The sequence below is a fragment of the Pseudomonas agarici genome (genome assembly GCF_001543125.1).
Taxonomy (GTDB): domain Bacteria; phylum Pseudomonadota; class Gammaproteobacteria; order Pseudomonadales; family Pseudomonadaceae; genus Aquipseudomonas; species Aquipseudomonas agarici.
Window position 1 is genome coordinate 3,275,843 of sequence record NZ_CP014135.1, and the last position, 25,018, is coordinate 3,300,860.

At 59.4% G+C, this 25,018-nt stretch carries 22 protein-coding genes; 9 read left to right on the forward strand and 13 right to left on the reverse strand.

The annotated features are described in order from the left end of the window. Positions 1 to 322: 322 nt before the first annotated feature. From AWM79_RS14290 to AWM79_RS14325, 8 genes are all read right to left on the reverse strand, one after another. Entirely contained in the window at positions 323 to 1,084 is a 762-nt protein-coding gene (locus AWM79_RS14290) for a secretin N-terminal domain-containing protein (RefSeq protein ID WP_060783116.1), read from the reverse strand. 171 nt (positions 1,085 to 1,255) lie between these two features. Then, on the reverse strand, positions 1,256 to 1,681 hold the full coding sequence (locus tag AWM79_RS14295; RefSeq protein WP_017132364.1) for a GNAT family N-acetyltransferase: 426 nt from the start codon (positions 1,679 to 1,681) through the stop codon (positions 1,256 to 1,258). Beyond that, a complete protein-coding gene (locus tag AWM79_RS14300; protein ID WP_017132365.1) occupies positions 1,674 to 2,840 on the reverse strand; it encodes a ribosomal protein uL16 3-hydroxylase in 1,167 nt (388 codons plus the stop codon). The genes AWM79_RS14295 and AWM79_RS14300 overlap by 8 nt, the downstream gene beginning before the upstream one ends. 84 nt (positions 2,841 to 2,924) lie before the next feature. Further along, positions 2,925 to 4,295, reverse strand: a complete 1,371-nt coding sequence (purB, locus tag AWM79_RS14305) for an adenylosuccinate lyase (RefSeq protein WP_017132366.1) — start codon at positions 4,293 to 4,295, stop codon at positions 2,925 to 2,927. 115 nt (positions 4,296 to 4,410) lie between these two features. Further along, a complete protein-coding gene (gene hflD / locus AWM79_RS14310) occupies positions 4,411 to 5,034 on the reverse strand; it encodes a high frequency lysogenization protein HflD (RefSeq protein ID WP_017132367.1) in 624 nt (207 codons plus the stop codon). After that, positions 5,031 to 6,161, reverse strand: coding sequence for a tRNA 2-thiouridine(34) synthase MnmA (gene mnmA / locus AWM79_RS14315; RefSeq protein WP_017132368.1), 1,131 nt, complete (start codon positions 6,159 to 6,161; stop codon positions 5,031 to 5,033). The genes hflD and mnmA overlap by 4 nt, the downstream gene beginning before the upstream one ends. Before the next feature lie 60 nt (positions 6,162 to 6,221). After that, positions 6,222 to 6,668, reverse strand: coding sequence for an NUDIX hydrolase (locus AWM79_RS14320; protein WP_060783117.1), 447 nt, complete (start codon positions 6,666 to 6,668; stop codon positions 6,222 to 6,224). Positions 6,669 to 6,739: 71 nt separating this feature from the next. Continuing rightward, complete coding sequence (locus AWM79_RS14325) at positions 6,740 to 8,965, reverse strand: NADP-dependent isocitrate dehydrogenase (protein ID WP_017132371.1); 2,226 nt, start codon at positions 8,963 to 8,965, stop codon at positions 6,740 to 6,742. A 503-nt stretch (positions 8,966 to 9,468) separates the two neighbouring features. Between AWM79_RS14325 and icd the strand changes: the two genes are divergently transcribed. Then, on the forward strand, positions 9,469 to 10,725 hold the full coding sequence (gene icd / locus AWM79_RS14330) for an NADP-dependent isocitrate dehydrogenase (protein ID WP_017132372.1): 1,257 nt from the start codon (positions 9,469 to 9,471) through the stop codon (positions 10,723 to 10,725). 84 nt (positions 10,726 to 10,809) lie between these two features. Here the strand turns inward: icd and cspD are convergent, their stop codons facing one another. Further along, the gene (gene cspD / locus AWM79_RS14335) at positions 10,810 to 11,076 is read right to left on the reverse strand and encodes a cold shock domain-containing protein CspD (RefSeq protein WP_017132373.1); all 267 of its coding nucleotides are present in this window, start codon (positions 11,074 to 11,076) and stop codon (positions 10,810 to 10,812) included. Between the two features lie 226 nt (positions 11,077 to 11,302). Here cspD and clpS point away from each other — a divergent pair, with 226 nt between their 5' ends. Beyond that, positions 11,303 to 11,665, forward strand: a complete 363-nt coding sequence (gene clpS / locus AWM79_RS14340; protein WP_017132374.1) for an ATP-dependent Clp protease adapter ClpS — start codon at positions 11,303 to 11,305, stop codon at positions 11,663 to 11,665. 28 nt (positions 11,666 to 11,693) lie between these two features. After that, entirely contained in the window at positions 11,694 to 13,964 is a 2,271-nt protein-coding gene (clpA, locus tag AWM79_RS14345) for an ATP-dependent Clp protease ATP-binding subunit ClpA (RefSeq protein WP_060783118.1), read from the forward strand. A gap of 167 nt (positions 13,965 to 14,131) precedes the next feature. On the opposite strand, the gene infA is transcribed toward clpA, so the two are convergent. The 4 genes from infA to trxB all read right to left on the reverse strand — a co-directional run bounded on the left by infA (position 14,132) and on the right by trxB (position 17,034). Then, the gene (gene infA / locus AWM79_RS14350) at positions 14,132 to 14,350 is read right to left on the reverse strand and encodes a translation initiation factor IF-1 (RefSeq protein WP_002553999.1); all 219 of its coding nucleotides are present in this window, start codon (positions 14,348 to 14,350) and stop codon (positions 14,132 to 14,134) included. Positions 14,351 to 14,630: 280 nt separating this feature from the next. Continuing rightward, entirely contained in the window at positions 14,631 to 15,338 is a 708-nt protein-coding gene (locus tag AWM79_RS14355) for an arginyltransferase (RefSeq protein ID WP_017132375.1), read from the reverse strand. A gap of 55 nt (positions 15,339 to 15,393) precedes the next feature. Further along, positions 15,394 to 16,074 carry a leucyl/phenylalanyl-tRNA--protein transferase gene (aat, locus tag AWM79_RS14360; protein ID WP_017132376.1) on the reverse strand — a complete coding sequence of 227 codons (681 nt, stop codon included), beginning with the start codon at positions 16,072 to 16,074 and terminating at the stop codon, positions 15,394 to 15,396. Between the two features lie 9 nt (positions 16,075 to 16,083). Then, positions 16,084 to 17,034: a thioredoxin-disulfide reductase gene (gene trxB / locus AWM79_RS14365; RefSeq protein ID WP_017132377.1), complete on the reverse strand. Its 951-nt coding sequence runs from the start codon at positions 17,032 to 17,034 to the stop codon at positions 16,084 to 16,086. 300 nt (positions 17,035 to 17,334) lie between these two features. On the opposite strand from trxB, the gene AWM79_RS14370 reads away from it, so the two are divergent. The 6 genes from AWM79_RS14370 (at position 17,335) to cysG (ending at position 24,960) form a co-directional block, all read left to right on the forward strand. Next, on the forward strand, positions 17,335 to 19,746 hold the full coding sequence (locus AWM79_RS14370; protein WP_060783119.1) for a DNA translocase FtsK: 2,412 nt from the start codon (positions 17,335 to 17,337) through the stop codon (positions 19,744 to 19,746). Between the two features lie 58 nt (positions 19,747 to 19,804). Continuing rightward, the gene (lolA, locus tag AWM79_RS14375) at positions 19,805 to 20,428 is read left to right on the forward strand and encodes an outer membrane lipoprotein periplasmic chaperone LolA (protein ID WP_017132378.1); all 624 of its coding nucleotides are present in this window, start codon (positions 19,805 to 19,807) and stop codon (positions 20,426 to 20,428) included. A 153-nt stretch (positions 20,429 to 20,581) separates the two neighbouring features. After that, the gene (locus tag AWM79_RS14380; protein ID WP_017132379.1) at positions 20,582 to 21,898 is read left to right on the forward strand and encodes a replication-associated recombination protein A; all 1,317 of its coding nucleotides are present in this window, start codon (positions 20,582 to 20,584) and stop codon (positions 21,896 to 21,898) included. Then, on the forward strand, positions 21,895 to 22,269 hold the full coding sequence (crcB, locus tag AWM79_RS14385; protein WP_060783120.1) for a fluoride efflux transporter CrcB: 375 nt from the start codon (positions 21,895 to 21,897) through the stop codon (positions 22,267 to 22,269). The genes AWM79_RS14380 and crcB overlap by 4 nt, the downstream gene beginning before the upstream one ends. A 16-nt stretch (positions 22,270 to 22,285) precedes the next feature. Then, a complete protein-coding gene (serS, locus tag AWM79_RS14390; RefSeq protein WP_017132381.1) occupies positions 22,286 to 23,566 on the forward strand; it encodes a serine--tRNA ligase in 1,281 nt (426 codons plus the stop codon). Beyond that, the gene (cysG, locus tag AWM79_RS14395; protein WP_017132382.1) at positions 23,566 to 24,960 is read left to right on the forward strand and encodes a siroheme synthase CysG; all 1,395 of its coding nucleotides are present in this window, start codon (positions 23,566 to 23,568) and stop codon (positions 24,958 to 24,960) included. Before serS ends, cysG begins: the two co-directional genes overlap by 1 nt. The last annotated feature ends 58 nt before the right edge of the window (positions 24,961 to 25,018 follow it).

The window sequence follows — 25,018 nt, forward strand, 5'->3', positions numbered from 1 at the left end:
GCGATGCAGCGGGCGCAGTGGGGCGTTGTGGGCCTTCATGCGGGCTTCACCGGTCTTGCCGTTGTATCTATTACGCTTCCGTCCCTCGGGACAACTTCGTTGCAGTCGCAACCTCGTCAAACGCGCCTGATGGGCGGTACAGACCGAATCGGCTCAGGGGATAGGTTAGAGCTGCGATCCGAAGGCCCTCGCCAGGGCCCTTGATTAGCGGGAGCGAGGCCATCATGCCTTTGGTTTTTTAGCCCGTCAAACGTTTTGTAGTGCTTTTTTTAAAGCACTACATATTTGCTCCGATGCGACTCATCGGTCAGTTTTCGGTGCTTTAGTCCAGCATCTCGACTTTCACTCGCAAAGTCATGTCGTTACGGCTGGAGGTAGAGTAATTGCGGGTTAGCGCCTGACGATCAGCCTGAGTCTGGCCATTGACGCCGGCCAGCGTCATCCACTGGCCGAGCGGCCCGCTGATGATTGTGTCGGTACTTTGCACGTTCACTACATCCTGACGCTCCTGGCTCATCCGGTCACGATTGGTGCTGATGGCCAGGTGAACGATGTTTCCGGTGACGCTGGCGGTGACGTAGAAACCTTGGGTGACGTTGCGATACTGGGTCTGGGTCTGTGGCCGACCGTAGGCGTCGAGCTGGCCGGTGCTGGTGGTCAGTGGCACGCTCTGGCCCACTTGGATCAAGGCTGGGGCGCCTTCACTGGCTTGGACTTGCTGGATACCGCCCTCGCGGCTGTCGGTACCACGGCTGATGATGCGGGTCTGGCCCTGACCGTTGATCGAATAGCCCTGGGTGCCCTGGTCGTTGCTTTCGCTGGTGTCGACGCTGATCAGCAAGCGTCTGGCGGGCTTGTCCAGTTGGTGGAGGAGGTCGCGCAGCTCATTGATCTTGCTGGGCTCGGCGTCGACGATCAGTTGGTTCTGGTAGGCGCTGGCCTTACCGTTCTGGCCGAGGAAGTTCTGGACGACGGGCAGCAGGTCGCCGCTGGTGCGGTAGTTCAGGGGGATGATTTCGGTGGCGGCCTGGGCGCTGAGAGTACAGGCCAGCAGGAGGCTGGTGAGTAGGGTGCGTAGGGACATGTCCGTTATCTCCGCGGTGGACTTGGCAATGGCTTGAGTTTGACAGTTTCTCGGCCATTGATGGGTCAAGTTGAATCGCGGCAGGGAAAACGCCCCGGCATCGGTGATGGCGGGGCGTAAAATCAGCCATCTCACAGGCCACTAGGGTCCGGATCAGAGCTCTCCGATAGATCAGGCGCAGTTGCGTACCATGTCGACATGGGGAATCCCGGCTTCGAGAAACTCCTCGCTGACGATACTGAAGCCATGCCGTTCATAGAACGCCGTGGCCTGTACCTGGGCGCTGAGCATCTGCTGCTCAAGGCCGCGTTTCTCGGCCTCGGCGATGACTTCCCGCAACAGTGCGTCACCGACCTTCAGTCCGCGCCAGTCGCGCAGGACCGAAACGCGTCCGATATGCCCGTCTGGCAGCAGGCGGGCAGTGCCGATTGGAAAGTCGCCCTCGAACGCCAGGAAGTGCACGGCACTGGCGTCCTCGGCGTCCCACTCCAGTTCCGGCGGTACGGCTTGTTCGACAATGAACACCGACTCACGAATGCGCCGGATCTCGGCGTTATCCTTTTGCCAGTCTGCGACACGTACATGAATTCTATTCATCGGCAAATCCCAGGCTTCCTTGTTTGACCAGCTCGCAGAGCAGGCCGCGTCCTTCTTCATCGTCCAGCCATTGGCCGAGGTTGTCGAGATGCAGAGCGTCCGCCGCGCAGATCATTTTCAGCAACTCGCGCAGCTTGCCCGGCAGGTAGCGACTCTGGCCACTGGCGAACAGCAGCAGGTCGTCATCGACTTCCGACCAGGCCAGGCGTGCGCTCGGGTTGCGAATCAGTATCGCGCCTTGTTGCAGGCCGGCAAGCAGGTCTTCCTCTTCGAGTTCCGGGCCTACTACCAGTTCCGGATAGCGAGGTTCGGTCATGAACTGGCCGAACCAGGTCAGCAGCAGGCGTTCGTCGCTCATGTGTTCGGCCAGCAAGCTCTTGAGGCGGTCGAGAGCGTCGTGCTGGATCTGGTGCGGATCGGCCAGCGGCTGCGCGTCGGCGTCAGTATAGCGCTCTTCATCCGGTAGAAACTGGCTGAGGAAGTCGGTGAAATGGGTCAGTACTTCAGCCGCGCTCGGCGCACGGAAGCCCACCGAGTAGGTCAGGCAGTCGTCCACGGCGACACCGCAGTGGGCCAGGCGCGGCGGCAGGTAGAGCATATCGCCGGGTTCCAGGGTCCACTCGGCGGTTTCCTGAAAGTCAGCGAGGATGCGCAGGTCAGTGTGCTCCAGCAGCGGGCTGGTGGAGTCGCACATCTGGCCGATCTTCCAATGGCGCTTGCCATGGCCCTGGAGCAAGAATACATCGTAGTTGTCGAAGTGCGGACCGACGCTGCCGCCGGGGGCGGCGAAGCTGATCATCACGTCATCGATGCGCCAGCTTGGCAGGAAGCGGAAGTTTTCCAGCAGTTCGGCGACTTCCGGAACGAACTGGTCGACAGCCTGCACCAGTAGGGTCCACTCACGCTCCGGTAGCTGGCTGAAGGCGTCTTCGGCGAACGGTCCACGGCGCAGTTCCCAGGGGCGCTCGCCGTGTTCGATGATCAGGCGCGATTCGACTTCTTCCTCCAGGGCCAGGCCGGCCAGTTCGTCGGGGTCGATGGGGCTTTCGAAGTCAGGAATGGCCTGGCGGATCAGTAGCGGTTTCTTCTGCCAGTAGTCGCGTAGGAATTCGCGAGCAGTAATGCCGCCTAAAAGTTGCAGAGGAATATCAGGATTCATGTGTAACCTATTGAAAAAAGACATTTTTCATACGGTAATAAAAACGCCCGGCTCGGCCGGGCGTTCAGAGCGGGTGCTGTATGATCAGATACGCTGGGCTTGGCTCACGGCGTTACCGATGTAGTTGGCCGGGGTCAACTGTTTCAGCTCGGCCTTGGCGTCGGCAGGCATGTCGAGTCCGTCGATGAAAGTCTGCAGCGCTTGCGGGCTGATACCCTTACCGCGAGTCAACTCTTTCAGTTTTTCGTAGGGGTTTTCGATGTTGTAGCGACGCATCACGGTCTGGATCGGCTCGGCCAGGACTTCCCAGCAAGCATCCAGGTCGGCGGCAATTTTCTGCTGATTGAGCTCCAGCTTGCCGATGCCCTTGAGGCTGGCTTCGTAGGCGATGACACTGTGGGCGAAGCCGACGCCGAGGTTGCGCAGTACGGTAGAGTCGGTCAGGTCGCGTTGCCAGCGGGAGATCGGCAGCTTGCTGGCCAGGTGCTGGAACAGTGCGTTGGCGATACCCAGGTTGCCTTCGGAGTTTTCGAAGTCGATTGGGTTGACTTTGTGCGGCATGGTCGAGGAGCCGATTTCGCCGGCAATGGTGCGCTGCTTGAAGTAACCCAGGGAGATGTAGCCCCAGATATCGCGGTCGAAGTCGATCAGGATGGTGTTGAAGCGCGCGATTGCATCGAATAGCTCGGCGATATAGTCGTGCGGCTCGATCTGCGTTGTGTAGGGGTTGAAGCCCAGGCCCAGTTCGTCTTCGATGAAGGCTCGGGCGTTGGCTTCCCAGTCGACCTGCGGATAGGCCGACAGGTGGGCGTTGTAGTTGCCCACGGCTCCGTTGATCTTGCCCAGCAGCGGCACGGCGGCGACTTGGGCGATTTGGCGCTCCAGGCGGTAGACGACGTTCGCCAGCTCCTTGCCCAGAGTGGTTGGCGATGCTGGCTGGCCGTGGGTGCGCGACAGCATCGGCACGGCGGCGAAGCGCTGGGCCAGCTCGCGGATGGCCTCGGCTATCTGGCGCATCAGCGGCAGCAGCACATCGTCACGGCCTTCGCGCAGCATCAGAGCGTGGGACAGGTTGTTGATGTCCTCGCTGGTGCAGGCAAAGTGGATGAACTCACTGACGGCGGCGAGTTCAGGCAGTTTGGCGGCCTGTTCCTTGAGCAGGTATTCGATGGCCTTGACGTCGTGGTTGGTGGTGCGCTCGATCTCTTTGACGCGTTCGGCGTGCTCCAGGGAGAAGTTTTCGGCCAGGGTATTCAATACGGCATTGGCTTGCGCGGAAAACGCCGGGACTTCAGTGATCGCAGGGTGAGCGGCCAGGCGCTGAAGCCAACGCACTTCCACCAGGACGCGAGCACGGATCAGACCGTATTCGCTGAAAATAGGGCGCAGGGCCTGGGTTTTGCCGGCGTAGCGGCCGTCAACAGGGGAAACCGCAGTGAGCGAAGAAAGCTGCATGGGGTGTTCTCGGACAGTCGGGCAACGAAATGGGGCGCGTATCATACATGAAAAAATTCACTGGTCCGTTGCCAACTGACCGGCGTATCGCGCTTTTACAGCTCCGTCGATGGCCTCAGGCGCCATGCATCAACGGATAGAGTTCCTTGAGCAGCCTGCGCCGACTGATAACCAACTGCCAGCGATGACCGCCCAGTTGGCGCCACAGGCGGGCCGAGCGAATACCGGCCAGCAGCAGGGCACGGATCTTCGAAGCATTGCTCGGTTGTTGCAGGTTGCGCATGTCGCCGTGTACCTGGATCCGCTGGCGCAAGGTGCTTAGGGTGTCCTGGTATAACGCGCCACAAGCGGCTATCACGTTTTCATGAGCTGGACCGAAGTGTTCGACCTGGGACTGGATCTGCGGGAGGCGCTTGCCGATGGTTTCCAGCATGTCGTCGCGCTTGGCCAACTGGCGCTCCAGGCCGAGCATCGACAGGGCGTAGCGTAACGGCTCGCGTTGCAGGGCGCTGGGATCGCGTTCGAGGGCGCCGATCAGTGCGCGGTAGCCGTCGCGCAGGTTGAGATCGTCGCCACCGTAGACTTCCAGAGTGTCCCTGGGGTCGCGGATCAGCAGGCTGCCGAGCATGCAGCTCAGGCCAGCTTCGCTGGATTGGCCGGTCTTGGCGATCTTGTCCACCAGAACCGCCGCGAGAAACACACCGCCCAGTGCCGTCAGTTGCTCCTGGGTCGGGCTCATGGGCAGGCTCCGTCGGTCCAGGGCTCGGCAACTTCGATCACGCCACCACCCAGGCAAATTTCGCCATCGTAGAAAACCACGGACTGACCCGGCGTCACGGCGCGTTGAGGTTCATCGAACACCGCACGATAGCCGTCGACGGTTTTTTCCAGGGTGCAGTGCTGGTCGCCCTGGCGGTAACGGACTTTTGCCGTCAACTTACGCGGGCTCCTCAGGTCGACCGGGTTGACCCAGAAGATCTCGGAGGCGAGCAGGGCACGGGAAAACAGCAACGGGTGCTCGTTGCCCTGGCCGACGATCAATTCATTGTGCTCCAGGTCCTTGGCCAGCACATACCACGGCTCGTCGCTGGCGTCTTTCTGGCCGCCGATGCCCAGGCCCTGGCGCTGGCCGATGGTGTGATACATCAGGCCGTGGTGGCGGCCAATGACCTCACCTTCGGTCGTCTTGATCTCGCCGGCTTGGGCCGGCAGGTATTGCTTGAGGAAGTCGCTGAAGCGTCGCTCGCCGATAAAGCAGATCCCAGTGGAGTCCTTTTTCTTGGCGGTCGCCAGGCCATGCTTTTCGGCAATCGCGCGCACGGCGGGCTTTTCCAACTCGCCGACCGGAAACAGGGTCTTGGCGATCTGTTCGCCACCGACGGCATGCAGGAAGTAGCTCTGGTCCTTGTTCGGGTCCAGACCCTTGAGCAGTTCGGTGCGTCCTTCGATATCGCGGCGGCGCACGTAGTGGCCGGTGGCGATCAGGTCGGCACCGAGCATCAGGGCGTAGTCGAGAAACGCCTTGAACTTGATTTCGCGGTTGCAGAGGATGTCTGGGTTCGGTGTGCGTCCGGCCTTGTATTCGGCCAGGAAAAGCTCGAACACGTTGTCCCAGTACTCGGCGGCGAAGTTGGCGGTGTGCAGCTTGATGCCGATCTTGTCGCACACAGCCTGGGCGTCCGCCAGGTCGTCCATGGCGGTGCAGTACTGCGTTCCGTCGTCTTCCTCCCAGTTCTTCATGAACAGGCCTTCCACCTGATAGCCCTGCTCCATCAGCAGGACGGCGGAAACGGAAGAGTCCACGCCGCCGGACATGCCGACAATGACGCGCAGGTTTTCTGGGGCGAGGGAGGCTGGATCACGCATAGGGATTCAATGAGTGTCTTCGAAAAAGGACGCGATTCTAACAGGCCCGCGCCCGCAAGGCTAAAGAGAAGGGCGGATCAGTTCGAGACTGTGCAGCGGGCCTGCCCGATAATCGTCGATACAGCGGATGATCAGCTCGCTGCGCCACTGCGGGCGCAGGGCCAGCAATTCGTCGCGGGTCAGCCAGCGTGGGCCGATGATGCCGTCATCCAGTTGGTAATCGGGGCGGTGCCGCAGTGGCTTGGCGGCAAAGCACACGCGCTGGTAGGTCACGCCGTTGCTGGGAGCGGTGTACAGGTAGATGCCGATGACGCCGGTCAGTTCGACATCCCAACCGGTTTCTTCCAGGGTTTCGCGGATGGCCGCCTCGCTCAGGCTCTCATCGGGATCGAGGTGGCCGGCCGGCTGGTTGAAGACCACCTGTCCGTTTTGCAGTTCTTCGACGAGCAGGAAGCGCCCGTTGTCTTCGACGACGGTGGCGACGGTGATATGGGGTTGCCATTCCATAGGGTGGTTTCTCTGAAGGTGATAACACAAACCCCGGCACTGGGCCAGGGCTTGTGGTACTGCCGGGAAGCTTACACCAGCGCAGCGATTGCCGCGTTGAGCGTGGCGCTCGGACGCATGGCCTGGCTGATCAGTTCGGCGTTGGCGTGGTAGTAGCCGCCAATGTCGACTGGTTTGCCCTGCACGGCATTGAGCTCGGCAACGATGGTCGCCTCGTTCTCGGTCAGGGTCTTGGCCAATGGGGTGAACTGGCCTTGCAGCGCGGTGTCTTCGCTCTGGGCGGCCAGGGCCTGGGCCCAGTACAGTGCCAGGTAGAAGTGGCTGCCGCGGTTGTCGATGTTGCCGACCTTGCGCGATGGTGACTTGTTGTTGTCGAGGAACAGGCCGGTCGCCTGGTCCAGGGTCTTGGACAACACCAGGGCTTTCGGGTTGTTGTAGGTCACGCCCAGATGTTCCAGGGAAGCGGCCAGGGCCAGGAATTCACCCAGGGAGTCCCAGCGCAGGAAGTTTTCTTCCACCAGTTGCTGGACGTGCTTGGGAGCCGAACCGCCGGCGCCGGTTTCGAACAGGCCACCGCCGTTCATCAACGGTACGATGGACAGCATCTTGGCGCTGGTGCCCAGTTCCATGATCGGGAACAGGTCGGTCAGGTAGTCACGTAGCACGTTACCGGTGACCGAGATGGTGTCCTGGCCTGCGCGGGTACGGGCCAGGGTGAACTTCATCGCCTCGACCGGCGACATGATCTGGATATCCAGGCCACTGGTATCGTGATCCTTCAGGTAAGCCTGGACCTTCTCGATCACTACGCCATCGTGGGCGCGCATCGGGTCGAGCCAAAAAATCGCCGGGGTGCTGCTCGCGCGGGCACGATTGACGGCCAGCTTGACCCAGTCCTGGATCGGCGCGTCCTTGGTCTGGCACATGCGGAAGATGTCGCCAGCTTCCACGGTTTGTTCCAGCAGGGTACGGCCATTGTTGTCGCAAACCCGCACCACGCCCTTGGCCTTGATCTGGAAGGTCTTGTCGTGGGAGCCGTATTCTTCGGCTTTCTTCGCCATCAGACCGACGTTGGGCACGCTGCCCATGGTGGTCGGGTCGAAGGCGCCATGTTGCTTGCAGTCTTCGATCACCGCTTGATAGATGGTGGCGTAGCAGCGATCCGGGATCACTGCCTTGGTGTCGTGCAGTTGACCGTCGGCGCCCCACATCTTGCCGGAGTCGCGGATCATGGCCGGCATCGAGGCGTCGACGATGACGTCGCTTGGCACGTGCAGGTTGGTGATGCCCTTGTCGGAGTTGACCATGGCCAGTGCTGGCCGAGCGGCGTAGACCGCCTGGATGTCCGCTTCGATCTGTGCTTGCTGCTCGGCCGGCAAGGCCTTGATGCGTGTGTACAGGTCGCCGATGCCGTTGTTCAGGTTGAAGCCGATCTGGGCCAGGACCTCGGCGTGCTTGGCCAGGGCGTCCTGGTAGAATTCGGCAACGATCTGGCCGAACATGATCGGGTCGGACACCTTCATCATGGTGGCTTTCAGGTGAACCGACAGTAGCACGCCTTGTTGCTTGGCATCTTCGATTTCGGCGGCGATAAAGCTGCGCAAGGCGTTCTTGCTCAGCACGGCGCAATCAAGGATCTCACCGGCTTGGACGCTGGTCTTCTCCTTCAGGACGCTGGAGGTGCCGTCCTCGGCGATCAGTTCGATCTTGACACTGCCAGCGGCGTCGATCAGGGCGGCTTTTTCGCTGCCGTAGAAATCGCCGTTGCTCATGTGCGCGACGTGGGATTTGGAGTCGGCAGCCCAGGCGCCCATCTTGTGCGGGTGCTTGCGTGCGTAGTTCTTGACCGACAGCGGTGCGCGGCGATCGGAGTTGCCTTCGCGCAGGACCGGGTTTACGGCGCTGCCCTTGACCTTGTCGTAACGGGCGCGAGCGTCTTTTTCGGCGTCGCTGCTCACGGTTTCCGGGTAGTCGGGGATGTTGAAGCCCTGGGCTTGCAGTTCCTTGATCGCGGCCTGCAGTTGCGGTACCGAAGCGCTGATGTTCGGCAGCTTGATGATGTTGGCTTCGGGCGTGATGGCCAACTCGCCGAGCTCGGCAAGGTGGTCCGGCACAGCTTTGGCGCCCAATTGCTCGGGGAAGCTGGCGAGAATGCGTCCTGCGAGGGAAATGTCGCGGGTTTCCACGGCGATATCAGCCGAAGCGGTAAAGGCCTCTACGATAGGCAACAGTGAATAGGTGGCGAGGGCGGGGGCTTCGTCGGTGAAGGTGTAGATGATCTTCGAACGGGTGGGCATATTCGGATTAACTCTCTTCTTTGCTAAAGCATGCGCAGAAACTCGAGATGCGCCGGATAAGCGCGTTCGTTCAAAGTCGTCCATGAGTCGAATGTCGAGATTTCTTCGCGGTGATGTTGGGTTGCGTCAGTCGAGCGTCAAGCGGTCGGACTGCGCTAACAGTCCGGCTTTTGGGCGGAAAGTCTCGGCTACATTTCGGTAGCTGGGAGAGGTCGGCCATCGTGACCCTGTGGTCATCGGCGCGATTATACATAGGTTGCTGGCAAAGCGCCGAGGGTTCATAAACAACTCTTTTGATCCATTGGTCTAAAGGTCGCACGCGCAAAGCGCCGGGTGGCGCCGCGCGATGCTGGAGATTGCCGATTTTTTCCAGGAGTTCAGGTTTGTACGCCGCGAACTGCCAGCCTTTCGGTGTAAATAGGGATAGTCGAGGTTTGCGTCTATATTTAACCGGGGTAGGCTCGAGCGTAGCCAGATGTTCAATCCATAGATGGAGGTACAACATGGGATACCAGAAGATTCAGGTTCCAGCCGTCGGTGACAAAATCACCGTCAATGCAGACCACTCTCTCAATGTTCCTGATCACCCGATCATCCCCTTCATCGAAGGCGACGGCATTGGCGTCGATATCAGCCCGGTGATGATCAAGGTCGTCGATGCCGCGGTCGAAAAGGCTTATGGCGCCAAGCGCAAGATATCCTGGATGGAAGTCTATGCTGGCGAGAAGGCCACCCAGGTCTATGATCAGGATACTTGGCTGCCTCAGGAAACCCTTGATGCGGTCAAGGATTACGTGGTTTCCATCAAAGGTCCCCTGACGACTCCAGTGGGCGGTGGTATCCGTTCGCTTAACGTGGCCCTGCGCCAGCAACTCGACTTGTATGTCTGTCTGCGCCCGGTGCGCTGGTTCGAAGGCGTGCCGAGCCCGGTGAAAAAGCCCGGCGACGTCGACATGACGATCTTTCGCGAGAATTCCGAAGATATCTATGCGGGGATCGAGTGGAAAGCCGGCTCGCCGGAAGCGAACAAGGTCATCAAGTTTCTCAAGGAGGAAATGGGCGTCACCAAGATCCGCTTCGACCAAAATTGCGGTATTGGCGTCAAACCGGTATCGAAAGAGGGGACCCAGCGCCTGGTGCGCAAGGCCCTGCAATATGTTGTCGACAATGATCGCAAGTCGCTGACCATCGTCCACAAGGGCAATATCATGAAGTTCACGGAAGGTGCCTTCAAGGAATGGGCCTACGAAGTGGCCGCCGAAGAGTTCGGCGCGACGTTGCTCGATGGCGGCCCGTGGATGCAGTTCAAGAACCCGAAGACCGGTCGCCATGTCGTGGTCAAGGACGCCATTGCCGACGCCATGCTCCAGCAGATCCTGCTGCGCCCGGGCGAGTACGATGTGATCGCGACCCTCAATCTGAACGGTGACTACCTGTCCGACGCCCTGGCGGCCGAGGTGGGAGGAATCGGTATCGCGCCGGGGGCCAACCTGTCCGATACCGTCGCCATGTTTGAAGCTACCCACGGCACTGCGCCCAAGTATGCCGGCAAGGATCAGGTAAATCCGGGCTCGCTGATCCTGTCCGCGGAAATGATGCTGCGCCATATGGGCTGGACCGAAGCGGCTGATCTGATCATCAAGGGGACCAACGGCGCAATCGGCGCCAAGACCGTGACCTATGACTTCGAGCGCCTGATGGACGGTGCCAGGCTGCTGTCGTCTTCCGGCTTCGGCGATGCCCTGATCGCCCATATGTAAAGCGAGCGGCGGTGCACAAAAAAACGCCCGACTCAAAATTTGAGTCGGGCGTTTTTTTTGCCTGGATTTTTCTACTGATCGATTTCAGGCACTGACGTTGTGTGTCTTGGTCTTATGGGGCAATGCTTTCTCTTCGGTGGGGGTCGCGACAACAGCCTCTATATCGACGGCATGCAAACCTTTGGGGCCTTGGATGATCTTAAAGCTTACTGCCTGGCCAGCCTTAAGGGTTTTGTAGCCATCCATCTTGATGGCTGAGTAATGGGCAAACAAGTCTTCATCCTTGCCTTCTTCCAGGACGAAACCATAGCCCTTGGCGTTGTTGAACCACTTGACCTTACCGCTCGGCATGCTCATATCCCTCTGCAAACGACCCCATCACTGGAGTATCATCCAGTTCATCCTTCACTACGTGAACCAGAAAAATGGTTGACGATATGGACCTTTATTACCCAATGTGGGCTCTATTGGTTGTAACACCGATTTGGCGATAGTCAAGGTGACCGTTCGGTCGGTATTGAAACTTTCCGAAACGTCCCCATTACTACAACAGCTCAACTGACGAACCTTTCTTTCCATGCATGCAATCAGCCAGATTCGACTAACCTTCAATCAGGATCGCCCGGATTTTCACGACGACGACTCTGCGGGCATTGCCATACAGGAAGCAAAGCCCTCGTTGCAGGCACCGCCGATGTACAAGGTGGTTTTGTTCAACGATGACTACACGCCGATGGATTTCGTCGTCGAAGTGCTTGAGGTGTTTTTTAACCTGAATCGTGAGCTGGCCACCAAGGTCATGCTGGCCGTTCATACAGAGGGACGGGCAGTATGTGGAGTGTTTACCCGCGACATCGCCGAGACCAAGGCCATGCAGGTCAACCAGTACGCCAGGGAAAGCCAGCATCCGCTACTCTGTGAAATCGAGAAGGACGGTTAACGCCGACCACTTGGGTATGAGGTGAACTATGTTAAACCGCGAGCTCGAAGTCACCCTCAATCTAGCCTTCAAGGAGGCCCGTTCGAAGCGTCATGAATTCATGACGGTCGAGCATCTCCTGCTGGCCCTTTTGGATAATGAGGCCGCCGCTGCCGTTCTACGGGCCTGTGGTGCGAACCTCGACAAACTCAAACACGACCTGCAGGAGTTTATCGACTCCACCACGCCGTTGATTCCCGTTCATGACGAAGATCGCGAAACCCAGCCGACGCTGGGCTTCCAGCGTGTCCTGCAGCGTGCCGTATTCCATGTGCAGAGTTCCGGTAAACGCGAAGTGACGGGTGCCAACGTGCTTGTCGCAATCTTCAGCGAACAGGAAAGCCAGGCAGTGTTCCTGCTCAAGCAACAAAGCGTTGCACGTATCGATGTCGTCAACTACATCGCTCATGGCATCTCCAAGGTGCCTGGGCACGGCGATCACTCCGAAGGCGAGCAGGATATGCAGGACGAAGAGGGCGGCGAGTCTTCATCTTCAGGCAATCCCCTGGACGCGTATGCCAGCAACCTCAATGAGCTGGCACGCCAGGGGCGTATCGATCCATTGGTCGGCCGCGAGCTGGAGGTCGAGCGTGTCGCGCAGATCCTCGCTCGTCGACGCAAGAACAACCCGTTGTTGGTGGGAGAGGCGGGCGTTGGCAAGACCGCGATCGCCGAAGGCCTGGCCAAGCGCATCGTCGATAACCAGGTGCCGGATCTGCTGGCCAGCAGCGTCGTCTATTCTCTCGACCTGGGTGCCTTGCTGGCCGGCACCAAATATCGCGGCGACTTCGAGAAGCGCTTCAAGGCGTTGCTCGGCGAGCTGAAAAAACGTCCACAGGCGATCCTGTTCATTGACGAAATCCACACCATCATCGGCGCGGGTGCCGCTTCCGGCGGTGTCATGGACGCTTCGAATCTGCTCAAGCCGCTGCTGTCCTCTGGCGACATCCGTTGCATTGGCTCGACCACTTTCCAGGAATTTCGCGGCATCTTCGAGAAAGACCGTGCCCTGGCCCGGCGCTTCCAGAAGGTCGACGTGTCCGAGCCTTCGGTCGAAGACACCATTGGTATTCTGCGTGGCCTGAAAGGTCGTTTCGAGCAGCACCACAATATCGAATACAGCGACGAGGCGTTGCGTGCGGCAGCCGAGCTGGCTTCACGCTACATCAATGATCGGCATATGCCGGATAAAGCCATCGACGTGATCGACGAGGCGGGCGCCTACCAGCGCTTGCAGCCGGTCGAGAAGCGTGTGAAGCGCATCGAAGTGCCGCAAGTCGAGGACATCGTCGCGAAAATCGCGCGGATTCCGCCGAAACACGTCACCAGCTCCGACAAGGAACTGCTGCGTAATCTTGAGCGTGACCTGAAGCTGACCGTATTCGGCCAGGATGCGGCCATCGACTCGCTGTCGACCGCCATCAAGCTGTCCCGTGCCGGACTGAAATCGCCGGACAAGCCTGTCGGTTCGTTCCTGTTCGCCGGTCCCACCGGTGTCGGCAAGACCGAAGCGGCGCGGCAACTGGCCAAGGCGATGGGGATCGAGCTGGTGCGTTTCGACATGTCCGAGTACATGGAGCGTCACACTGTCTCGCGTCTGATCGGCGCACCTCCGGGCTACGTCGGTTTCGACCAGGGTGGCCTGCTGACCGAAGCGATTACCAAACAACCGCATTGTGTGCTGCTGCTCGATGAAATCGAGAAGGCCCACCCGGAAGTCTTCAACCTTCTGCTGCAGGTCATGGACCATGGGACCCTGACCGACAACAACGGGCGCAAGGCCGACTTCCGCAACGTGATTCTGATCATGACCACCAACGCCGGTGCCGAAACCGCAGCCCGGGCGTCGATTGGCTTTACCCATCAGGATCATTCGTCCGATGCCATGGAAGTGATCAAGAAAAGCTTCACGCCGGAGTTTCGCAACCGCCTGGACACTATTATCCAGTTTGGTCGCCTCAGCCATGAGGTTATCAAGAGTGTGGTGGATAAGTTCCTTACCGAGCTTCAGGCTCAGTTGGAAGACAAGCGCGTACAGTTGGAGGTGACCGATGCGGCCCGCAACTGGCTGGCCGAAAGTGGCTACGATGTGGCCATGGGAGCGCGTCCGATGGCACGCCTGATCCAGGACAAGATCAAGCGTCCGCTGGCCGAAGAGATCCTGTTTGGCGAGTTGTCCGAGCATGGCGGTGTGGTACACATCGACATCAAGGATGGCGAGCTGACTTTCGACTTCGAAACCACGGCTGAAATGGCCTGATCCGGGCTTGATGCAGCACAAGACAAAGGCGCTTTCAGGCGCCTTTGTCTTGTAAGTCTGGGAGCAATCAAAATGTTTTTTGGGTTTGCTTCACGGCTCGGCGAGGCAAGCTTGCTCGCCACATAACAAAAACGCCCGGCGGTGCCGGGCGTCTTGTGTTGACCTGATTAGCGAGCGCGGTAGGTGATGCGCCCTTTGCTCAAGTCATAGGGCGTCAGCTCGACGCGCACTTTGTCACCGGTAAGAATGCGGATGTAGTTCTTGCGCATCTTGCCGGAGATATGCGCGGTTACGACGTGCCCATTTTCCAACTCCACGCGAAACATGGTGTTGGGCAGGGTGTCGACGACAGTGCCTTCCATTTCGAAGCTGTCTTCTTTCGACATGCAGTAAAGCCCTCGGTATCCAGTGAATGGCCCGGTGCAACTGCGCCAGGCAAAAGCGGCGTGCATTGTGCCCGAAAAACCACCTTCACGCCAAGTGGTTAGTGCCAACCGCGAAAATAACTGCCCGCCTGCGGCGACATCAGTCACCGCAATACAGTTTTTTGCGAGGTAAGGGGAAGGCCGGGTGGCTTGGGTGGCGAGTTCTGTCAGGCAATTTCGGCATCAGCCGCCTGGACTGCCGGCATCTGCACTTGAGCTAACGAACTAACCGCACCGGCCACTAGCTGAGCGTGACCCAGCGTTGATTGATCAACAGCTCGATCGGTCGATATTGGGTCTTGTAGTTCATCTTCTTGCAGTTCTTGATCCAGTACCCGAGATAAACGGCGTCCCGGCCCAGTCGATGGGCTTCGCTGATCTGCCAGAGAATCGCGTAGCGGCCGAGGCTGCGGCGTTCTTCGTCCGGCTCGTAGAACGTGTAGACCGCCGAGAGGCCGTTGGGCAGCAGGTCGGTCACCGCCACGGCGACCAGTCGACCTTCCAGGCGAAACTCGTAGAATCTTGAAAAGGGCAGATCGCGCACCAGGAAGGTCGAGAACTGGCCTCGACTGGGCGGATACATGTCGCCATCGGAGTGGCGTTGCTCGATATAACGCTGGTACAGGTCGAAGTATTCCTCGCTGAACCCCGGCTTGGCGGCTCGCACCTGAAGATCCATGTTGCGTTTGAGAATGCGTTTTTGCTGACGGTTGGGCACAAACTGCGCCACCGGGATGCGCGCCGGCACGCAGGCGTTGCAGTTTTGGCAATGGGGTCGGTAGAGGTGGTCGCCGCTGCGACGAAATCCCATCTCCGAAAGGTCTGCGTAGACATGCACGTCCATGGGCTGGCTAGGGTCGAGGAACAGCGTGGTAGCCTGCTCTTCGGGCAGATAGCTGCAAGAGTGGGGTTGAGTGGCATAAAACTTCAAACGCGCCAGCTCGGTCATGATCAACCCTCGGGATAAGCTTTGAATTAAGTGTAAGCCAGCCGATGGAACTCGCCTAGCAAACCCATCGGGCCGTATTGGGCTGATCGAGATGGTGGTGCAGGTAGTCGGCAAAAGTGCTGCGCGGAATCGCCCGGGCACCGAGGCTATGCAGGTGATCGGTGGGCATCTGGCAGTCGATCAAGACAAACCCCGCTGTTTTCAGGTGGTTGACCAGGGTTGCGAAGCCTACTTTCGAGGCGTTGTCGGCACTACTGAACATGGACTCACCGAAAAACAGTTGCCCAATCGCCAGGCCGTACAGGCCGCCGACCAGTTGATCCTGGTCCCAGACCTCGACCGAATGGGCGATGCCGCGCTCGTGCAACTGCAGATAGGCGTTTTGCATCGCCTCGGTGATCCAGGTTCCGTTGGCGTAGGCGCGTGGCGCGGCGCAGGCGCGAATGACACTGGCAAAATCCCGGTCGAAGGTGACCTGGTAGCGCTGCTGGCGCAGAAGCTTGCCCAGGCTGCGCGAAACATGCAGTTCGTCGGGAAACAGAACGGTGCGTGGGTCCGGCGACCACCAGAGAATCGGCTGGCCTTCGGAAAACCACGGGAAACAGCCGTGGCGATAGGCCTGGATCAGCCGGTCGGCAGACAGATCGCCGCCAGCGGCCAGCAGTCCATTGGGTTCGCGCATGGCCTTGGCCAGCGGTGGAAATGTCAGGGTGTCGCGTTGTAACCAAGTCAGCATGGCATTCAATCAGTTATCGTCCAGATACTTCTCGGCATCCAGCGCTGCCATGCAGCCGGCACCCGCCGACGTGATGGCTTGGCGATAGACATGGTCGGCGACGTCGCCGGCGGCGAACACCCCAGGGATTTGCGTCGCGGTGGCATTGCCGTCGCTGCCGCCCCTGACCTGCAGATAGCCGTCGCGCATGGTCAACTGCCCCTGGAACAGGTCGGTGTTGGGTTTGTGGCCGATAGCGATAAACACGCCGGCCAGCGACAAGTCCCAGGTTTCGCCGGTCAGGCTGTCACGCAGGCGGGCGCCAGTCACGCCGGTCGCGTCGCCGAGCACTTCGTCCAGATTCTGGTTCCAGTGCAGGCGGATATTGCCGTTGGCGGCTTTTTCGAAGAGTTTGTCCTGGAGGATCTTCTCCGAGCGCAATTTGTCACGGCGGTGAACCAAGTGTACTTCCTTGGCAATATTGGCCAGGTAAAGCGCTTCCTCGACGGCCGTATTACCGCCACCGATAACGGCTACTACTTGGTTACGGTAGAAAAACCCATCGCATGTGGCGCAAGCCGAAACCCCCTTGCCGGCGAAGGCCTCCTCGGAAGGCAAGCCCAGGTACTGGGCAGAGGCGCCGGTGGCAATAATCAGGGCGTCGCAGCTGTAGATACCGTTGTCACCCTTGAGGATAAACGGTCGCTGCTGCAACTCGGCAGTATGAATGTGGTCGTAGACAATCTCGGTATCGAAGCGCTCCGCGTGTTTTTGCATGCGCTCCATCAGGACCGGACCGGTCAGGCCTTCGACATCGCCTGGCCAGTTGTCGACTTCGGTGGTGGTGGTCAACTGACCGCCGGCTTGCAGGCCGGTAATGACCACAGGCTTGAGGTTGGCACGGGCGGCATAAACGGCAGCACTGTAACCGGCGGGACCGGAGCCCAGGATGATCAGGCGTGAATGCTTGGCTTCAGTCATAAAAACACCTCATAAGCCTTTGTCACAAAAGAAAATGCATGCTCAAATTGAACAGCATGAAAATCGCTGTTGGTTATGCTACACCCAAGCGGCTAGCGTGTGGCATCGGGCGTGTAAACCCGTACAATGGCCATAATGTACCGATGATAGTTTCTGAACGGGCAAGTGCCGATCGCATAAAGGACGGACAGTGAAAAGAGTCCCGGTAGAGTCGCAGAACTGTTCAGCTGCCCCGAATGGGCAGTATTTTTGTCGTCAATCAACAGTTGGGCGCGCCTTGGGCGCAGGAAAAGACGCGTTTTGAAGAAATCCACCGCTACACCCCCTAAAGCAGTCGTGCCGCTCTGGCGTCAGCAACTGCACTATCGTCTCAAGGAAGGCGCACTGATTGCCATCGGCGCCTTGTGCCTGTTCCTGATGATGGCCTTGCTGACCTATGGCAAGGACGATCCGGGCTGGAGTCATAACAGCAAGATCGACGATGTGCAGAACTTCGGTGGGCCTGCCGGTTCCTACAGCGCCGATATCCTGTTCATGGTGTTGGGTTATTTCGCCTACGTATTCCCGCTGTTGCTGGCCGTCAAGACCTGGCAGATCTTCCGCCAGCGCCACGAACCCTGGCAGTGGAGCGGCTGGTTGTTTTCCTGGCGGTTGATCGGCCTGGTGTTTTTAGTACTGTCCGGTGCCGCGTTGGCGCATATCCATTTTCATTCGCCCACCGGCTTGCCGGCCGGTGCCGGCGGTGCGCTGGGCGAAAGCCTTGGCGACCTGGCCCGCAATGCCTTGAATATCCAGGGCAGCACGCTGTTGTTCATTGCCTTGTTCCTGTTCGGTCTGACGGTCTTTACCGACTTGTCGTGGTTCAAGGTGATGGACGTTACCGGCAAGATCACTCTCGACCTCTTCGAGCTGTTCCAGGGCGCGCTGAATCGCTGGTGGGCGGCGCGTACCGAGCGCAAGCAATTGGTGGCGCAACTGCGTGAGGTCGATACCCGGATCGAGGAAGTGGTCGCCCCGAGTACCGCCGACAAGCGTGAGCAGGCCAAGGCCAAGGAACGCCTGATCGAGCGCGAGCAGGCCTTGAGCAGGCACATGTCCGAGCGTGAAAAACACGTTCCGCCGGTGATCGCCCCGGCACCGGTCAAGCCGCCGTTGCCGAGCAAGCGCGTGGAGAAAGAGAAACAAGCCCCGTTGTTTATCGACAGTGCGGTCGAAGGCACCTTGCCGCCGATCTCGATTCTCGACCCGGCCGAGAAGAAACAGCTCAATTATTCCTCGGAGTCCCTGGCTGCCATCGGCCACCTGCTGGAAATCAAGCTCAAGGAATTCGGAGTCGAAGTGGCGGTGGACTCGATCCATCCCGGCCCGGTGATTACCCGTTACGAAATCCAGCCGGCCGCGGGCGTCAAGGTCAGCCGTATCGCCAACCTGGCCAAGGACTTGGCGCGCTCGCTGGCGGTGACCAGCGTGCGGGTGGTGGAGGTGATTCCCGGCAAAACCACCGTCGGTATCGAGATTCCCAACGAAGACCGACAGATCGTGCGCTTCTCCGAGGTGCTGTCGACCCCCGAATACGACAACTTCAAGTCGCCGGTCACCCTGGCCCTGGGCCACGATATCGGCGGTCGGCCAGTGATCACCGATTTGGCGAAGATGCCGCACCTGCTGGTGGCCGGTACCACCGGTTCCGGTAAGTCGGTGGGGGTGAACGCGATGATCCTGTCAATCCTGTTCAAGTCCGGCCCCGAAGACGCCAAGTTGATCATGATCGACCCGAAAATGCTCGAACTGTCGATTTACGAAGGCATTCCGCACCTGCTGTGCCCGGTGGTCACCGATATGAAGGACGCTGCCAACGCCTTGCGCTGGAGCGTCGCGGAGATGGAGCGGCGCTACAAGCTGATGGCCAAGATGGGGGTGCGCAACCTGTCGGGCTTCAATGCCAAGATCAAGGAGGCCCAGGAGCGCGGCGAGCCGATTGCCGACCCGTTGTACAATCGCGAGAGCATCCACGACGAAGCGCCGCTGTTGAGCAAGCTGCCAACCATTGTCGTGGTGGTCGACGAATTCGCCGATATGATGATGATCGTCGGCAAGAAGGTCGAAGAGCTGATCGCCCGTATCGCACAGAAGGCACGGGCAGCCGGCATCCACCTGATTCTCGCGACCCAGCGGCCTTCGGTGGATGTGATCACCGGTCTGATCAAGGCCAACATCCCGACCCGCATGGCCTTCCAGGTCTCGAGCAAGATCGATTCGCGGACCATTATCGACCAGGGTGGCGCCGAGCAATTGCTGGGCCATGGTGACATGCTCTATATGCCGCCCGGCACCAGCCTGCCGATTCGGGTCCATGGCGCGTTTGTCTCCGACGACGAGGTGCATCGGGTGGTCGAAGCCTGGAAGCTGCGAGGTGCGCCCGAGTACAACGACGACATCCTCAATGGCGTCGAAGAAGCCGGCAGCGGCTTTGAAAATGGCGGTGGCGGCGGCGGTGACGACGATGCCGAGACCGATGCACTGTACGACGAGGCTGTGCAGTTCGTCTTGGAAAGCCGCCGGGCGTCGATTTCCGCGGTCCAGCGCAAACTGAAAATCGGCTACAACCGGGCTGCCCGCATGATCGAAGCCATGGAAATGGCCGGAGTGGTGACAGCCATGAATACCAACGGCTCGCGCGAAGTGCTTGCGCCAGGGCCGATGCGCGACTGACCCTGGGCCGCGTGAGATCATGCGGCCCACCTTTCAAACGAATTTCATGAGGACTCCCATGCGTCTTATCCGCATGCTGTTGTTGCCGGTTCTGGCGTTGACCACCTTGTCGGCTCATGCTGACCAGAAGGATGTGACGCGCCTGACGCAGTTGCTCGAAAAGTCTCAGACGTTGACAGCGCGGTTCTCCCAGTTGACCCTGGATGGCAGCGGCACCCAGTTGCAGGAAACTGCCGGTGAAATGTCCTTGCAGCGCCCAGGCCTGTTCTACTGGCACACCGATGCACCCCAGGAACAGACCATGATCTCCGATGGGCAGAAGGTCACCCTGTGGGACCCGGACTTGGAACAGGTAACCATCAAGAAGCTCGACATGCGCTTGACCCAGACTCCAGCCTTGCTGTTGTCCGGTGACGTGTCGAAGATCAGCGAAAGCTTCGATATCAGTGCCAAGGAAGCCGGTGGCGTGATCGACTTCACCCTTAAGCCGAAAACCAAGGATACCCTGTTCGACAGCCTACGCCTGTCGTTCCGTAACGGCCTGGTCAATGATATGCAACTGATCGACAGCGTCGGCCAGCGCACCAACCTGCTGTTCACCGCGGTCAAGGCCAACCAGCCGATCCCGGCCGCCACGTTCAAGTTTGACATCCCCAAGGGGGCTGACGTCATTCAGGAATAAGAGGTTTCAAGCCCAACCCGTGGATCTGTGTTGTCTTGTTCGTCGACGAGGTCCATCGACTCAATAACGCGATCAAGTCATATATAGATCAATGGCTTGGAAGGGGCATTGTGCGGATTTCTGGGCTTTCCCATTGTTTCGAGGAGGCAAGCCATGCCTGATCTGTTCGCACAAGAGCCTATTGCGCCACTGGCTGAAGCCCTTCGCCCCAAGACCTTGGAAGAGGTGGTCGGACAGTCGCACTTGCTGGGTGCAGGTAAGCCTCTGCGACTGGCTTTCCAGTCGGGCAGGCCTCATTCGATGATCTTTTGGGGGCCGCCAGGGGTTGGCAAGACAACCTTGGCGCGTCTCACCGCCACAGCCTTCAAGTGTGAGTTCATCGCCCTGTCAGCGGTGTTCTCCGGCGTGAAGGACATCAGGACCTCCATGGAACAGGCAGAACAGAACCTATCCATGGGCAAGCACACCATCTTGTTCGTCGACGAAATTCACAGGTTCAATAAGTCCCAACAAGACGCTCTTCTTCCTTATGCGGAAAGTGGCTTGGTCACCTTCATTGGCGCCACCACCGAGAATCCCTCCTTTGAGGTGAACTCGGCCCTCTTATCACGGGCACAGGTCTATGTGCTGCAGTCGCTGACAGACGAAGAACTGAAGCAATTGCTGCAACGTGCCCAGGAAAAAGCACTTGGCGATCTTCAATTTGACGACCAGGCCAGGGACACGCTCATCGGTTATGCCGATGGAGATGCCAGAAGGTTCCTCAACCTGTTGGAGCAAAGTAGCGCGGCCGCCACTACCTCTGGCATAACCTTGATCACCGCTGACTTCCTTCAGAACGCGTTGACCTTGAACAGTCGGCGTTTTGACAAGGGCGGCGACAACTTCTATGACCAGATCTCGGCCTTGCACAAGTCGGTTCGTGGTTCTCATCCCGATGCCGCGCTCTATTGGCTGACCCGCATGTTGGACGGTGGTGCCGATCCTGCCTACCTGGCACGGCGTATTGTGCGTATGGCTTGGGAAGATATTGGGCTCGCTGATCCAAGAGCCATGCAGATTGCCAATGACGCTGCCTTGACCTACGAGCGGCTGGGGAGTCCCGAAGGTGAGTTGGCACTGGGTCAAGCGACCATCTACCTGGCAATGGCGGCAAAGAGCAATGCCGGTTACATGGCCTACAACCAGGCGAAAGCCTTCGTCAAGCAGGATAAGAGCCGAGAGGTTCCCGTTCATCTACGCAATGCTCCCACCAAACTGATGAAGGAACTCGGTTACGGGCATGAATACCGATATGCCCATGATGAGCCCAATGCTTATGCGGCGGGTGAAACCTACCTTCCAGAAGGAATGGAAGAACCCGGTTGGTACCGACCCGTGCCCAGAGGCTTGGAGATCAAGATCGGCGAGAAACTCAACCAACTGGCGGCGCTCGACCGCCAAAGCCCGAAACCACGGAGAAAAACGTGATCCGCACTGTGCTTGCCGTCTCTGTCGCCGGTATCGTCGGTACCCTGGTGCGCTTTGCCACGGGCAATCTAATCAACGCCAATTGGCCGAAGCACTTCTATACCGCGACATTGGCCGTTAATATCGTGGGCTGCCTGGTGATTGGCGTGCTCTACGGCCTGTTTTTGCTGCGCCCCGAAGTTCCGGTTGAAATCCGCGCGGGCCTGATCGTGGGGTTTGTCGGCGGCCTGACCACATTTTCATCTTTTTCACTGGATACGGTGCGCCTGCTGGAAAGCGGGCAGGGCTTGCTGGCCATCGGCTATGTGGCCCTCAGCGTATTCGGCGGGCTGCTCGCGACCTGGGCCGGCCTGTCCTTGACCAAACTCTGAATAACGAGAAACCGACATGCTCGATTCCAAACTGTTACGTAGCAACCTTCAGGACGTAGCGGATCGCCTGGCCTCCCGTGGCTTCAGCCTCGATGTTGCCCGCATCGAAGCGCTGGAAAGCCAGCGCAAGGTGGTGCAGACCCGCACCGAACAATTGCAGGCCGAGCGCAATGCGGTGTCCAAAAGTATCGGCCAGGCCAAGCAGCGCGGCGAAGACATCGCGCCGCTGATGGCCAGTGTCGAGACGCTGGGTTCTGAACTGAGCGAAGGCAAGGTGGCGCTGGATGCCATCCAGTTTCAACTCGATCAGATCCTATTGGGCATTCCGAACCTGCCCGACGAATCGGTACCGGTTGGCGCCGATGAAGACGCCAATGTCGAAGTGCGCCGCTGGGGTACGCCAGCCGCCTTCGATTTCCCGATCCAGGACCATGTCGCGTTGGGTGAAAAGTTCGGCTGGCTGGATTTCGAAACCGCCGCCAAGCTGTCCGGCGCACGTTTCGCTTTGTTGCGCGGCCCGATTGCCTGCCTGCACCGTGCGCTCGCGCAGTTCATGATCAACCTGCACACCAGCGAGCATGGTTACGAAGAGGTCTATACGCCTTACCTGGTCCAGGCCCCGGCGCTGATCGGTACTGGTCAATTGCCAAAGTTCGAGGAAGACCTGTTCAAGATCACCCGTGACGGCGAGGCCGATCTGTACCTGATCCCGACCGCCGAGGTGTCGCTGACCAATATCGTCGCCGGTGAGATCATCGATCCCAAGCAACTGCCGTTGAAGTTCGTGGCACACACGCCGTGCTTTCGCAGCGAAGCCGGTGCCTCGGGTCGCGATACCCGCGGGATGATCCGCCAGCACCAGTTCGACAAGGTCGAGATGGTCCAGATCGTCGAGCCCGCGACCTCAATGCAAGCCCTGGAGAGCCTGACCGCAAACGCCGAAAAGGTCTTGCAACAACTGCAACTGCCCTATCGCGTACTGGCCCTGTGTACCGGTGATATGGGCTTCAGTGCTGTGAAGACCTACGACCTGGAAGTGTGGGTGCCGAGCCAGGACAAATACCGTGAAATCTCCTCGTGCTCCAACTGCGGCGACTTCCAGGCCCGGCGCATGCAGGCGCGTTGGCGTAACCCGCAAACCGGCAAGCCGGAGCTGGCACACACCCTGAACGGTTCCGGGCTGGCGGTGGGTCGCACGCTGGTGGCGGTGCTGGAAAACTACCAGCAGGCCGACGGTTCGATCCGTGTACCGGAAGTGCTCAAACCGTACATGGGCGGCCTCGAGGTTATCGGCTGATGGAGTTTCTGCCGCTGTTTCACAACCTGCGCGGCAGCCGTGTGCTGGTCGTCGGCGGCGGCGAGATTGCCTTGCGCAAATCCCGCCTGCTGGCCGATGCCGGCGCGGTGTTGCAGGTGGTCGCTCCCGAGATCGAAAGTCAGTTAGGTGAGCTGATCGGCAACAGCGGTGGCAAAATGCTGTTGCGCGGTTATGTCGAATCCGACTTGGACGGCTGCGTGCTGGTCATTGCCGCCACCGACGACGAGTCGCTCAACGCTCAAGTCTCCGCCGATGCTCGTCGGCGCTGCGTACCGGTCAATGTGGTCGATGCACCGGCCTTGTGCAGCGTGATCTTCCCGGCCATTGTTGATCGTTCGCCGCTGGTGATCGCAGTTTCCAGCGGCGGTGATGCACCGGTACTGGCTCGGTTGATCCGGGCCAAGCTGGAAACCTGGATTCCTGCCACCTATGGTCAGTTGGCCGGGCTCGCAGCGCGCTTTCGGACCCAGGTGAAAGCCTTGTTTCCTGGCGTGCAACAGCGTCGTGCATTCTGGGAAGACGTGTTCCAGGGGCCTATCGCCGACCGTCAGTTGGCCGGGCAGGGCGCCGAGGCCGAGCGTTTATTGCTGGAGAAGCTCAACGGAGTGGCACCGAACGCGCCAGGCGAGGTGTATCTGGTGGGTGCGGGACCGGGTGATCCCGACCTGTTGACCTTCCGCGCACTGCGCTTGATGCAACAGGCGGACGTGGTGCTCTACGACCGTCTGGTCGCCCCGGCGATTCTCGAACTGTGCCGGCGCGATGCCGACCGTATCTATGTCGGCAAGCGTCGTGCCGATCATACCGTGCCTCAGGACCAGATCAACCAGCAACTGGTCGATCTGGCGAAACAGGGCAAGCGGGTACTGCGGCTGAAGGGTGGAGATCCGTTCATCTTCGGTCGTGGTGGCGAAGAGATCGAAGAGCTGGCGGCCCACGGGATTCCTTTCCAAGTGGTGCCGGGGATCACGGCGGCCAGCGGTTGCTCGGCCTATGCCGGGATCCCGCTGACGCACCGCGACTACGCGCAGTCGGTACGATTTGTTACCGGGCACCTGAAAGATGGCAGCACTGACCTGCCGTGGGTCGACCTGGTGGCGCCGGCCCAGACCCTGGTGTTCTATATGGGCCTGGTGGGGTTGCCGATCATCTGTGAACAGTTGATCAAACATGGTCGTTCGGCGCAAACACCCGCAGCGCTGATCCAGCAAGGCACCACCTCGAATCAGCGCGTATTCACCGGCACGCTGGCCAATCTGCCACAACTGGTGGCGGAGCATGAAGTCCATGCACCGACGCTGGTGATTGTCGGAGAAGTGGTCCAGCTACGCGAGAAACTGGCCTGGTTCGAAGGTGCGCAATCCCAAGTCTGAGGCCGATTTAGCGTTGGCCTCAATCCCCACTGCAAGAGCCTGTAATCCGGCTCTTGCA